Source organism: Mycolicibacterium bacteremicum (assembly GCF_002086115.1).
GTDB lineage: Bacteria > Actinomycetota > Actinomycetes > Mycobacteriales > Mycobacteriaceae > Mycobacterium > Mycobacterium bacteremicum.
The window spans coordinates 203,013-216,300 of the sequence record NZ_MVHJ01000002.1 but is presented as its reverse complement, the minus strand read 5'-3'; the positions used below and the strand labels follow the sequence as shown (position 1 = coordinate 216,300).

General features: G+C 65.8%; 8 protein-coding genes. 1 reads left to right on the top strand and 7 read right to left on the bottom strand.

What is annotated here, in order from left to right; translation table 11 throughout:
* Window positions 1-49 precede the first annotated feature (49 nt).
* Complete coding sequence (locus BST17_RS03325; RefSeq protein WP_083055510.1) at window positions 50-799, bottom strand: deoxyribonuclease IV; 750 nt, start codon at window positions 797-799, stop codon at window positions 50-52.
* Between the two features lie 30 nt (window positions 800-829).
* Window positions 830-1,741 (bottom strand): calcium/sodium antiporter, encoded by a 912-nt coding sequence (locus BST17_RS03320; protein WP_234807526.1) that lies wholly within the window; start codon window positions 1,739-1,741, stop codon window positions 830-832.
* Between the two features lie 196 nt (window positions 1,742-1,937).
* Here BST17_RS03320 and BST17_RS03315 point away from each other — a divergent pair, with 196 nt between their 5' ends.
* The gene (locus BST17_RS03315) at window positions 1,938-2,777 is read left to right on the top strand and encodes a putative endonuclease domain-containing protein (protein ID WP_083055509.1); all 840 of its coding nucleotides are present in this window, start codon (window positions 1,938-1,940) and stop codon (window positions 2,775-2,777) included.
* Window positions 2,778-2,891: 114 nt separating this feature from the next.
* Here the strand turns inward: BST17_RS03315 and BST17_RS03310 are convergent, their stop codons facing one another.
* From BST17_RS03310 to rplJ, 5 genes are all read right to left on the bottom strand, one after another.
* A complete protein-coding gene (locus BST17_RS03310) occupies window positions 2,892-6,845 on the bottom strand; it encodes a DNA-directed RNA polymerase subunit beta' (RefSeq protein ID WP_083055508.1) in 3,954 nt (1,317 codons plus the stop codon).
* 39 nt (window positions 6,846-6,884) lie between these two features.
* On the bottom strand, window positions 6,885-10,379 hold the full coding sequence (gene rpoB, locus BST17_RS03305; RefSeq protein ID WP_083055507.1) for a DNA-directed RNA polymerase subunit beta: 3,495 nt from the start codon (window positions 10,377-10,379) through the stop codon (window positions 6,885-6,887).
* Between the two features lie 452 nt (window positions 10,380-10,831).
* Window positions 10,832-11,902 (bottom strand): ABC transporter ATP-binding protein, encoded by a 1,071-nt coding sequence (locus BST17_RS03300; RefSeq protein ID WP_083055506.1) that lies wholly within the window; start codon window positions 11,900-11,902, stop codon window positions 10,832-10,834.
* A 168-nt stretch (window positions 11,903-12,070) separates the two neighbouring features.
* The gene (gene rplL, locus BST17_RS03295) at window positions 12,071-12,460 is read right to left on the bottom strand and encodes a 50S ribosomal protein L7/L12 (protein WP_083055505.1); all 390 of its coding nucleotides are present in this window, start codon (window positions 12,458-12,460) and stop codon (window positions 12,071-12,073) included.
* A gap of 33 nt (window positions 12,461-12,493) precedes the next feature.
* On the bottom strand, window positions 12,494-13,030 hold the full coding sequence (rplJ, locus tag BST17_RS03290; RefSeq protein WP_083055504.1) for a 50S ribosomal protein L10: 537 nt from the start codon (window positions 13,028-13,030) through the stop codon (window positions 12,494-12,496).
* Window positions 13,031-13,288: the final 258 nt, after the last annotated feature.

Here is a 13,288-nt window from a genome sequence, read left to right as displayed (position 1 = left end):
TAGTTCACCTCTGGGTCACCGGACGTTTGCCGGAGGTTGCGGTGTGGTGTCAGATGTTGTCGCGCAGGAACGCGATGTCGTCCTTGCGCCCGTCCTCGGACGTCTCGCAGATCACCGGGGCATCGGCGGCCCTGACGACGGCGACCAGCAACTCGGGATCGATCTGGCCGGTGCCGAAGTTGGCGTGCCGGTCGGCGCCGGAGCCCGCGGCGTCACGCGAGTCGTTGCAGTGCACCAGGTCGATGCGGCCGGTGATGGCCTTGATCCGGTCGACGGCGTCGATCAACGCCTCACCTGCCGCCCAGGCGTGGCAGGTGTCCAGGCAGAAGCCGATTCCCTTGTCGCCGATGCGTTCCCACAACCGGGCGATGGTGTCGAAATGCCGCGCCATGGCGTGATCGCCACCGGCGGTGTTCTCCAGGTAGACCGGCACGTCGGTCTCCAGGTAGTCCAGCGCCTTGGCCCAGCGCTCGAAACCGGCCTCCATGTCGTTGTCGTCGGCGTGGCCACCGTGCACGATCACCGCGGTGGCATCGATCGCGGCGGCGGCATCGCAGGTGTCCTGCAGGATCTTGCGCGACGGGATGCGGACGCGGTTGTTGGCCGAGGCGACGTTGATCAGATACGGCGCGTGCACGTAGAGCGGGACGCTCGCAGCCTTGAGGGTCTCGGCGTCCTCCCGCGGCTTGGGCTTCTTCCAGCTCTGCGGGTTGCCGAGGAAGAACTGCACGACGTCGGCGTTCTCGGCGGCGGCCGCGGCCAGCGGGTCGTCGGGGTTCACATGCGATCCGATGAGCACCCGGCCAGTCTAGGCGCGCGGGGCGACAGCTCAGCTCTGGGTGACGAGCAGGAAGGTCAGGTAGGCGAGGTAGATCGCGACCATCGCGCCGCCCTCGCCGCGGCTGACGCGACGCCCGGTGACGAAGATCGGCACGCACGCCAGCGCGACCGCCACCATGATCGGGATGTCGATGCGCACCAGGCTGGCCGGCAGCAGCAGGCCGTCGCCGGCGACCACACAGGTGAGGCCGAGTATCAGCAGGATGTTGTAGATGCTGCTGCCGAGCAGGTTGCCGACGGCGATGTCACGGTTACCGCGCACCGTCGAGACCACCGTCGTCACCAGCTCCGGGGCGCTCGTCCCGATGGCGACGACCGTCAGACCGATCAGTGCATCGGAGACCCCGAATCCGCGGGCCATGCCGACGGCCCCGTCGACCAACCAGTCCGCGCCGACCACGACCACGGCGATGCCGGCCACCATCATCAGCACATGCACCCAGGTGGGCCGCGTCGTCGTCGCGACCTCCGTCGGGGCGTACGTCTCGGTGTACTCCCCGGCCACCACGCGCGATTCACGCCGCGTCATCCGGACCACCGCGACGGTGTAGGCGATTGCACAGCCGACGAGGATGATGCCGTCGACCCGGGACAGCTCCCCGTCCAGGGACAGCACCAGCATCAGCACGGCGGCGCCGGCCATCACCGGCAGCTCGAAACGCAGGGTGCGCGTCGCCATCGCCAGCGGCAGGATGAGGGCGCTCAGGCCGAGGATCAGCAGCAGGTTGACGACGTTGGTGCCGGCGATGTTGCCGACCGCGAGTGCGCCGCTGCCCTCCTGCGCGGCGACGACGCCGACGGCCAACTCGGGCAGGCTGGTCCCGATCGACACCACGGTCAGCCCGATCACGATCGGGCTGATGCCCAACCGGGCGGCCACCTCGGCGCCACCGCGGACCATCACCTCGGCCCCGAGCACCAACGCGGCGAGGCCGATCACGAACCAACCCGCATCGACCCACACGGCGATCACCCTAGAGGCACGCTCGAATGTGAATCGTCGACGGGTCCCGGCCGAATTCTCCGCAGAGATTTCCTATTCGGCGCCAGCGGAACTCTCAGAGGTCTCATAACACGCGCGGACCGACACTTTTCGGATGGGCACACCGTTTCTCGGCAGCGAAGCCGTCGCCGCCGGCGTGCTGACGGCACACCGCCTACGCACCCGGTACGACGCCCTATATCCGAACGTCTACCTGCCCCGCGACACCGAGATGACGGCAGCGCTTCGTGCCGAGGCGGCCTGGCTGTGGTCGAAACGACAGGCGATCGTCGCCGGGAACTCGGCTGCCGCACTGCACCGCACCAAGTGGATCGATGCGCGCAGTCCTGCCGAGCTGATCTACGCCAACCGACATCCGCCGCGTGACATCAACACCTGGGGTGACCGCATCGAGGCCGACGAGATCATCGAGATCCGCGGGATGCGGGCCTGCACGCCGGCGCGGGCAGCACTGGACATCGCCTGCCGGTACCCGCTCAATCGGGCCGTGGCCGCAATCGACGCGTTGGCCAACAGAACACGGCTGGACATGGTGGCCGTCGAGAAACTGATGTCCCGCTACCCCGGTCGCCGCGGACTCCGCAGAGCTCGTGCAGCGGTCGATCTCGTCGACCCCGGATCGGAATCTCCGCGCGAGACCTGGCTGAGGCTGCTTGTCATCCGAGCCGGATACCCGCGCCCGCAGACGCAGATCCGCGTGCGGGACCGCTACGACTACGAATTCGCGCGCATTGACGTCGGCTGGAAGGAACGAAAGATCGGCCTGGAGTACGAAGGCCGCCATCACCAGACCGACCCGGTCACCTATGAGCGCGACATCCGACGGCTCGAAGAACTCGCGCGGCTCGGCTGGACCATCATCCGGGTCACCGCCGCCGACACCGAGGACAGCGTCCTGGTCCGGCTCGGCGATGCGTGGACCCGCCGAGTGTGAATCGTGTGCGGCTCAGCGCCCTGGAACCCGACGACGATTCACACTCGGTGACATCGGCCCCTGACAACGAAAAGAGCCCTCGGAACGAATCCCGAGGGCTCTTCTCTGTCGTGCTTACCGGTAGTCGGAGTATCCGTAATCGTCCAGCGGCACGGCAGCGCCGGTGCTCTGGCCGAAGTCCGGGCTGTAGTACTGATCCTCGTAGGACGGGATCGTGTACGCCGCAGCGCGGGCCTCTTCGGTCGGGTTGACCTGGATGTCGCGGTAGCGGGCGATACCCGTACCGGCCGGGATCAACTTACCGATGATCACGTTCTCCTTCAGACCCATCAGCTTGTCGCTGCGGCAGTTGATCGCCGCATCGGTCAGCACGCGAGTGGTCTCCTGGAACGACGCCGCCGACAGCCACGAATCGGTGGCCAGCGATGCCTTGGTGATACCCATCAGCACCGGACGTCCGGCCGCGGGCTCGCCACCCTCGGCCACGACGCGACGGTTCTCCGACTCGAACTCGGCACGCTCGGTCAGCGAGCCGGGCAGGAACTCCGTCGAACCCGAGTCGATGATCGTGACGCGACGCAGCATCTGCCGGACGATGACCTCGATGTGCTTGTCGTGGATCGACACGCCCTGGGCCCGGTAGACCTCCTGGACCTCCTTGACGAGGTGGATCTGCACCTCGCGCGGGCCCTGCACACGCAGCACCTCGTGCGGATCGGCAGCACCCTCCATGAGCTGCTGGCCGACCTCGACGTGGTCGCCGTCGGAGAGCAGACGCTCGGAGCCGTCGTCGTGCTTGAACACCTTCAGGCGCTGGCGACGGGTCAGCTTGTCGTAGACGACTTCCTCGCCACCATCGTCGGGAACGATGGTGATCTTGTAGAACTTGTCGGTCTCCTCCAGCTGCACCCGGCCGGTGACATCGGCGATCGGGGCCTTGTTCCGCGGAACGCGGGCCTCGAACAGCTCCTGCACACGCGGCAGACCACCGACGATGTCGGCGCCACCGGTGACACCACCCTGGTGGAAGGTACGCATGGTCAGCTGCGTACCGGGCTCACCGATCGACTGCGCGGCGACGATACCGACGGCCTCGCCGATGTCGACGAGCTTGCCGGTGGCCATCGAGCGGCCGTAGCACATGGCGCAGACGCCGGTGCCGGTGGTGCAGGTCAGCACGGAGCGGACCTTCACCTCGGTGATGCCGGCGGCCAGCAGCGCATCGATCGCGGGATCGCCGAGATCATGGCCGCGGGCGACGACGACGTTGCCGTCCGCGTCCACCGCGTCGGTGGCCAGCGTGCGGGCGTACGTCGAGGTCTCGATGTGCTGATCGCGGACCAGCGTGCCGTCTTCCTGCTTCTCGGCCAGGGTGACGTTGATACCGCGCTCGGTCTGGCAATCGGTCTCACGGACGATGACGTCCTGCGACACGTCCACCAGACGACGGGTCAGGTAACCCGAGTCGGCGGTACGAAGCGCCGTGTCGGCCAGACCCTTACGGGCACCGTGGGTGTTGATGAAGTACTCCAGCACGGTCAGGCCCTCGCGGAAGGAGGACTTGATCGGGCGCGGGATGTACTCACCCTTCGGGTTGGTCACCAGACCCTTCATGCCCGCGAGCGTGCGGGTCTGGGTGATGTTGCCCGTGGCGCCGGACTTCACGATCGTGATGATCGGGTTGTCCGACGGGTAGTACTCCTCCAGCGCCTTGCCGACCTCTTCGGTGGCCTGCTGCCAGATCTTCACCAGCTCGCCGTTGCGCTCGTCGTGGTTGAGCTTGCCGCGCTGGTACTGCTTCTCGATCGCGTCGGCTTCGCCCTCGTAGCGCTCCAGGATCTCCTGCTTCTGCGGGGGAACCAGCACGTCGGCCATCGACACGGTGACACCCGAGCGGGTGGCCCAGTAGAAGCCGGCGTCCTTGAGCTTGTCGACGGTCTGGGCGACGACGATCATCGGGTACCGCTCGGCGAGATCGTTGATGATCGACGCCTGCGCCTTCTTGAACATCTGCGCGTTGACGAAGGGGTAACCCTTCGGCAGCAGCTCGTTGAAGAGCACGCGGCCCAGCGTGGTCGACGCGGTCCAGGCGTCACCGGTGTTCCAGCCCTCCGGGAACAGTTCGGCCTCGATGTCGGCCGGCGGACGCAGGGTGGTCAGCCGCACCTTGATCTTGGCGCGCACGCTCAGCACACCGCGGTCCATGGCCATGATGGCCTCGGCCGGGCTGCTGTAGACGCCGGTCTCCGGGGTGTCCTTGGCGGCCGGTGTGTATTCGCCCTTGTCACCGTCGATCTCGGTGGTCAGGAAGAACAGACCGGTCACCATGTCCAGACGCGGCATGGCCAGCGGACGACCCGACGCGGGCGACAGGATGTTGTTCGAGGACAGCATCAGGATGCGCGCCTCGGCCTGCGCCTCCGCCGACAGCGGAAGGTGCACGGCCATCTGGTCACCGTCGAAGTCGGCGTTGAACGCCTCACACACCAGCGGGTGGAGCTGGATGGCCTTGCCCTCGACCAGCTGCGGCTCGAAGGCCTGGATGCCCAGGCGGTGCAGGGTCGGTGCACGGTTCAGCAGCACCGGGTGCTCGGCGATGACCTCTTCGAGGACATCCCACACCTGGGGACGCTGACGCTCAACCATGCGCTTGGCGCTCTTGATGTTCTGCGCGTGGTTCAGGTCCACCAGGCGCTTCATCACGAACGGCTTGAACAGCTCGAGCGCCATCAGCTTGGGCAGACCGCACTGGTGCAGCTTGAGCTGCGGGCCGACGACGATGACCGAACGGCCCGAGTAGTCGACGCGCTTACCGAGCAGGTTCTGACGGAAGCGGCCCTGCTTGCCCTTGAGCAGATCGGACAGCGACTTGAGCGGACGGTTGCCCGGCCCGGTGACGGGCCGGCCGCGCCGGCCGTTGTCGAACAGCGCGTCCACCGACTCCTGCAGCATCCGCTTCTCGTTGTTGACGATGATCTCGGGCGCACCGAGGTCGATCAGTCGCTTCAGCCGGTTGTTGCGGTTGATGACGCGGCGGTACAGGTCGTTCAGGTCGGAGGTGGCGAAGCGGCCACCGTCGAGCTGAACCATCGGGCGCAGCTCCGGCGGGATCACCGGAACGGCGTCGAGCACCATGCCCATCGGCGAGTTGCCGGACTGCTGGAACGCCGCGACGACCTTCAGTCGCTTGAGCGCGCGCAGCTTCTTCTGGCCCTTGCCGTTCTTGATGGTGTCGCGCAGCGACTCCGCTTCGGCGTCGATGTCGAAGGTCTCGATGAGCTTCTTGATCGACTCGGCACCCATGGCGCCGGTGAAGTACTCGCCGTAGCGGTCGACGAGCTCGCGGTAGAGCACCTCGTCGACGATGAGCTGCTTGACGGCCAGCTTGGTGAAGGTGGTCCAGATCTCGTCGAGCCGGTCCAGCTCACGCTGGGCCCGGTCGCGCAGCTGGCGCATCTCGCGCTCGCCACCGTCGCGCACCTTGCGGCGCACGTCGGACTTGGCGCCCTCCTTCTCCAGCTCGGCCAGGTCGGCTTCGAGCTTCTGGGCCCGGGCCTCCAGGTCGGCGTCGCGCTGATCCTCGACGGCCTTCTTCTCGACGACCATCTCGGCTTCGAGCGTGGACAGCTCGTTGTGCCGCATCTCGGTGTCGACGGCGACGATGACGTAGGCCGCGAAGTAGATGATCTTTTCCAGATCCTTCGGGGCCAGGTCCAGCAGGTAGCCCAAGCGCGACGGGACGCCCTTGAAGTACCAGATGTGCGTGACGGGTGCGGCCAGCTCGATGTGGCCCATCCGCTCACGGCGCACCTTGGCGCGGGTCACCTCGACGCCGCAGCGCTCACAGATGATGCCCTTGAAGCGGACACGCTTGTACTTGCCGCAGTAGCACTCCCAGTCGCGAGTCGGTCCGAAGATCTTCTCGCAGAACAGGCCGTCCTTTTCCGGCTTCAGCGTGCGGTAGTTGATGGTCTCCGGCTTCTTGACCTCACCGTAGGACCAGTTGCGGATGTCGTCCGCGGTCGCCAGACCGATGCGGAGTTCATCGAAGAAGTTGACGTCTAGCACGTAACTCCCTTTCCCCTTGCGGGTGTTGAAACTTGACTATCAGGCCAGATCTTCGACAGAGGCGGATTCGTTGCGCGACAGGTTGATTCCGAGGTTGGCAGCAGCACGCTCCAGGTCCTCGTCATCACCGTCACGCATCTCGATCGCCGCGCCGTCCGAAGACAGCACCTCCACATTCAGGCAGAGCGACTGCAGCTCCTTGAGAAGCACCTTGAACGACTCCGGGATGCCCGGCTCGGGGATGTTCTCGCCCTTGACGATGGCCTCGTACACCTTGACGCGACCCACCGTGTCGTCGGACTTGATGGTGAGCAGCTCCTGCAGCGTGTAGGCAGCGCCGTAGGCCTGCATGGCCCAGCACTCCATCTCGCCGAACCGCTGACCACCGAACTGCGCCTTACCACCGAGCGGCTGCTGGGTGATCATCGAGTACGGACCGGTCGAACGGGCGTGGATCTTGTCGTCCACCAGGTGGTGCAGCTTCAGGATGTACATGTAGCCGACCGTCACCGGGTACGGGAACGGCTCGCCACTGCGGCCGTCGAACAGCTCGGCCTTACCCTGCGCATTGACCATGACCTCGCCGTCGCGGTTGGGCAGCGTCGAGCCGAGCAGGCCTTCGAGCTCCTTCTCCTGCGCGCCGTCGAACACCGGGGTGGCCACGATGGAATCGGCCGGGGCCGACTGCATGCCCTCGGGCAGGTTGCCCGCCCATTCGGGACTGCCCTCGACGTTCCAGCCGGCCTTGGCCACCCACCCGAGGTGGGTCTCCAGGATCTGGCCGATGTTCATACGACGGGGCACACCGTGGGTGTTCAGGATGATGTCCACCGGGGTGCCATCGGGCATGAACGGCATGTCCTCGACGGGCAGGATCTTGCCGATGACGCCCTTGTTGCCGTGGCGTCCGGCGAGCTTGTCACCGTCGGAGATCTTGCGCTTCTGCGCCACGTAGACGCGGACCAGCTCGTTGACACCGGCGGGCAGCTCGTCGTCATCCTCGCGGCTGAACACGCGGATGCCGATGACCTTGCCGGACTCACCGTGGGGCACCTTGAGCGACGTGTCACGGACCTCGCGGGCCTTCTCACCGAAGATGGCGCGCAGCAGGCGCTCCTCGGGGGTCAGCTCGGTCTCACCCTTCGGGGTGACCTTGCCGACCAGGATGTCGCCGTCGCGGACCTCGGCGCCGATGCGGATGATGCCGCGCTCGTCGAGATCGGCGAGCACCTCATCGGAGACGTTCGGGATGTCCCGGGTGATCTCCTCGGCGCCCAGCTTGGTGTCGCGGGCATCGATCTCGTGCTCTTCGATGTGAATCGAGGTGAGCACGTCCTCCTCCACCAGACGGTTGGAGAGGATGATCGCGTCCTCGTAGTTGTGACCCTCCCACGGCATGACCGCGACCAGCAGGTTCTTACCGAGGGCCATCTCACCGTTCTCGGTGCAGGGGCCGTCGGCGAGGACCTGGCCGGCCTCCACACGCTGTCCGGTGTCCACGATCGGGCGCTGGTTGGCGCATGTGCCGTGGTTGGACCGGGCGAACTTGCGCATCCGGTAGGTCTGGCGGCTGCCGTCATCGGCCATCACGGTGATGTAGTCGGCCGAGACCTCCTCGATGACACCGGTCTTGTCGGCGACGACCACGTCACCGGCATCGATGGCGGCACGAAGCTCCATACCGGTACCGACCAGCGGTGCCTCGCTGCGGACCAGCGGAACGGCCTGGCGCTGCATGTTGGCACCCATCAGGGCACGGTTGGCGTCGTCGTGCTCGAGGAACGGGATCATCGCGGTCGCGACCGACACCATCTGGCGCGGCGAGACGTCCATGTAATCGACGTCGGTGGCCGAGACGAACTCGACCTCGCCGCCCTTACGACGGACCAGGATGCGGTCCTCGACGAAGTGGCCGCTGCCGTCGACCGGCGAGTTGGCCTGCGCCACGATGTGGCGGTCCTCCTCGTCGGCGGTCAGGTAGTCGATCTGGTCGGTGACGACACCGTCGACGACCTTGCGGTACGGGGTCTCGATGAAGCCGAACGGGTTGACCCGGGCGTACACCGACAGCGAACCGATCAGGCCGATGTTCGGACCTTCCGGGGTCTCGATCGGGCACATCCGGCCGTAGTGGCTGGCGTGCACGTCGCGCACCTCCAGGCCGGCGCGCTCACGGGACAGACCGCCGGGACCCAGCGCCGACAGGCGGCGCTTGTGGGTCAGACCCGACAGCGGGTTGTTCTGGTCCATGAACTGCGACAGCTGGCTGGTGCCGAAGAACTCCTTGATCGCCGCCACGACGGGACGGATGTTGATCAGGGTCTGCGGCGTGATCGCCTCGACGTCCTGGGTCGTCATCCGCTCGCGGACGACGCGCTCCATACGGGACAGGCCGACCCGGATCTGGTTCTGGATCAGCTCACCCACGGTGCGCAGACGACGGTTGCCGAAGTGGTCGATGTCGTCGACCTCGACGGGCACCTCGACGCCGCCGGGCGCGGTCATCACCTTGTCGCCCTGGTGCAGCCGCACCAGGTACTCGATGGTGGCGACGACGTCCTCTTCGGTCAGCGTCGAGTTGGTGATCGGCTCGCCGGCGTTGAGGCCGAGCTTCTTGTTCACCTTGTAGCGACCGACGCGGGCCAGGTCGTAGCGCTTGTCCTTGAAGAACAGGTTCTCCAGCAGGGTCTGCGCCGACTCCTTGGTGGGCGGCTCGCCCGGGCGCAGCTTGCGGTAGATGTCCAGCAGCGCCTCGTCGGTGCCTGCGGTGTTGTCCTTCTCCAGCGTGCTCATCATGATCTCGGAGAAGCCGAAGCGCTCGGTGATCTGCTCGTTGGTCCAGCCCAGCGCCTTCAGCAGCACGGTGACCGGCTGGCGACGCTTGCGGTCGATGCGGACACCGACGGTGTCGCGCTTGTCGACGTCGAACTCCAGCCACGCACCGCGGCCGGGGATGACCTTGACGCTGTGCAGGTCCTTCTCGGTCGCCTTGTCGATCGACGAGTCGAAGTACACGCCCGGCGAACGGACCAGCTGGCTCACCACGACACGCTCGGTGCCGTTGATGATGAAGGTGCCCTTCTCGGTCATCATCGGGAAGTCACCCATGAAGACCGTCTGGCTCTTGATCTCACCGGTGTTGTTGTTGATGAACTCGGCCGTGACGAACAGCGGGGCCGCGTACGTCATGTCCTTGTCTTTGCACTCGTCGACCGGGGCCTTGACCTCGTCGAAGCGCGGGTCCGAGAAGCTCAGCGACATCGAGCCGGAGAAGTCCTCGATCGGGGACAGTTCGGCAAGGACCTCTTCCAGGCCGCCGACGGGGTTCACATCGCCGCGGTCGACTGCCTTGGTGCGCCACTTGTCCGAGCCGACCAGCCACTCGAACGAGTCGGTCTGGACGTCGAGCAGCCCCGGAACCTCAAGAGGCTCGCGGAGCTTGGCGAAGGAAATACGATTGGGCGCTCCCGGAACGGAGCTATTAGTGGAATCTGACTTGCTCTGGCTCGAGACTGCCAAGATGCACCCTTCCAGCTATATCTGCATCGGTTCGGCTGGCTCTCCGAGCCCGGATTCCTCTCCGAGCCATGGCACGCGTCTAGCTCACTGAGCAGGGCTCAGGCTAGGTCACGAACTCAGGTGCAGTGAAGGGTGGGCAGGATGCAGCCAGCGCAACGTCCAACAATAGCGGAACATGGCGCATTCCTCAACCACAGCATGTATGGGGTGCGTCCGGCGCTGGCTGGCGGCTGGATCCTGCACATTGCGTCATACATTGCTGCCCAACAGACTGGCCCGTTTGCCTCCGTCCGTCAAGAGATAGGGCCGTGTCGGCTGTGGAGTTTTCAGATTTGCCGGTACGCAATGTTCCGCTGACAGCCGCGCCGTGCCTATCTATCCACGACGGGGCTGACAGGGGAACATTGCGATCCGAACGAGAAACCGCCCGGGCTGACAGCCCGGGCGGTTTCTCGTGTACGGCGGCGTTACTGGTTGGACACCGGGATGGACTGCGTCGGGGCGTCGTCCTCGTGGTGGGCGCGGGTGACGTGACCCGGCTCGTGCGAGGCGTACTTGTGCGTGCCCTCCAGGTCGTCGCGGATGGCCTCCTGGGCGGCCGGGGGCAGCGTGTGCAGGATCTCGCGCACCCGCGCCTGCCGGCGCGCCACACCCTTGCGCTCGGGCATACCGGGGGTGGCCGAAAGCTGCGGCGGCACACCTTCGATCTCTTCCACACCACCGTCGTGCTGACCGGCGTCCAGCATGGCCTGCTCGGCGGCCGCGGTCGCCTCGTCCTTCTCCTCGCTCATACCGATCGGGCCGATACGACGACCGTTGAGGAACTGCTTGACCACCGGCTCGTCGGAGGTCAGCAGCACCTCGCGCGGCCCGAACATCACCAGCTGCTTGCGGAACAGCATGCCGATGTTGTCCGGCACCGTGCGGGCGATGTTGATGTTGTGCGTCACGATCAACACCGTCGCGTCGATCTGGGCGTTGATATCGATCAGCAACTGCGACAGATAGGCCGTACGCACCGGGTCCAGACCCGAGTCCGGCTCGTCGCACAGGATGATCTGCGGGTCCAGCACCAGCGCGCGGGCCAGACCGGCACGCTTGCGCATACCGCCGGAGATCTCACCGGGGAACTTGTGCCCGTCGTTGGGCATACCGACCAACTCGAGCTTTTCCATCACGATGTTGCGGATCTCGGACTCGCTCTTCTTGGTGTGCTCACGCAACGGGAAGGCGGTGTTGTCGTAGATGTTCATCGAGCCGAACAGCGCGCCGTCCTGGAACAGCACCCCGAACAGCGTGCGGATCTCGTAGAGCTCCTTGGCCGAGCACTCCAAGATGTTGGTGCCGTCGATGACGATCGACCCGCGCTCCGGCCGCAACAGACCGATCAGCGACTTCAGGAACACCGACTTACCCGTACCCGAGGGGCCCAGCAGCACGCTGACCTCACCCGCGGGAATCGACATCGTGACGTCTTCCCAGATCTTCGACGACCCGAACGACTTGCTCAGATTGGTCACGTCGATTTGGACGCCCATAGGTGTTCCTTCCGCTTGCAGCCCCGCCCGTGCCACCTGCCAGGAGCGCCTGTGGCTTGAGTCACTGTAACCTACCCGGTTTTTCAGCAACGACGAACCGCAGCACTGCAAACCCGGAAATGACTGGGCCCCGGGTCGAACATCGCCCCGGCCCACAGTGCGAGTGAACTACTTGACGGTGACGGTGGCGCCGGCGGCCTCGAGCTTGGCCTTGGCGTCGTCAGCGGCTTCCTTGTTGACCTTCTCCAGCAGCGGCTTGGGAGCGCCGTCGACCAGATCCTTGGCTTCCTTCAGGCCCAGGCCGGAAACGATCTCGCGGACGACCTTGATGACGCCGATCTTCTTGTCGCCGGCACCCTCGAGGATGACGTCGAACTCGGACTGCTCCTCGGCGGCCTCGGCCGGGGCACCACCGGCGGGGCCGGCAGCGGCAACCGCGACGGGGGCGGCGGCGGTGACGTCGAAGGTCTCCTCGAACTGCTTCACGAACTCAGAGAGCTCGAGCAGGGTCATTTCCTTGAACGCGTCGAGCAGTTCGTCGGTGGACAGCTTTGCCATGGTGATTCCTTATCTCTGTGGGTGGTGGGTTGCTTATGCGGCGTCGGTGTTTTCCGAGCCGGCCTTCTTCTCTTGCAGAGCTGCAGCCAGGCGGGCGATCTGGGACGCGGGCGCCACGAACAGCGCCGCGGCCTGGGACTGCTTCGCCTTCAGCGCGCCGGCCAGCTTGGACAGCAGGACCTCGCGCGATTCCAGATCGGCGATGCGGTTGACCTCATCGACGGAAAGAGCCTTTCCGTCCATGTAGCCGCCCTTGACGACCAGGGCCTTATTGTCCTTGGCGAACTTCTTGATCGCCTTGGCGGCATCGACGGGCTCGCCGTTGATGAACGCGATGGCGGTCGGGCCGGCAAACAGGTCGTCCAGACCCTCGATGCCGGCTTCGGCGGCCGCACGCTTGACCAAGGTGTTCTTGGCAACCGTGTAGGTGGCTCCGTCGCCCAGCGACCTGCGCAGCTCGGCAAGATTGGTCACCGTCAGGCCGCGGTACTCGGTGACGACGGTGGCCGTCGCCTCCTTGAACTTCTCGGCGATGTCGGCGACCGCGGTGGCCTTTTCAGCCTTGGCCATGCTTGCCTCCTCGTGATGGTTGGGTCGTCCACCGCCTGAGGGGCCGGAAATCACAAACGCCCCGACGCAGACAGGTCGGGGCGCGCAAGAATGCTTCTACCTCGTCCTCCTGCGTGGGCCGCCGGGAAATCCCGGACCTTCAACCTGTTGCCAGGTGACCTACGGTCTTCGGTGGAACCGCCAAAGAATAGCCTGCCGGGGCACGATCAGCCAAAACGAGCGCCGAGCGTCGGCGTGAATGCGGGTTTCAACCCGGAA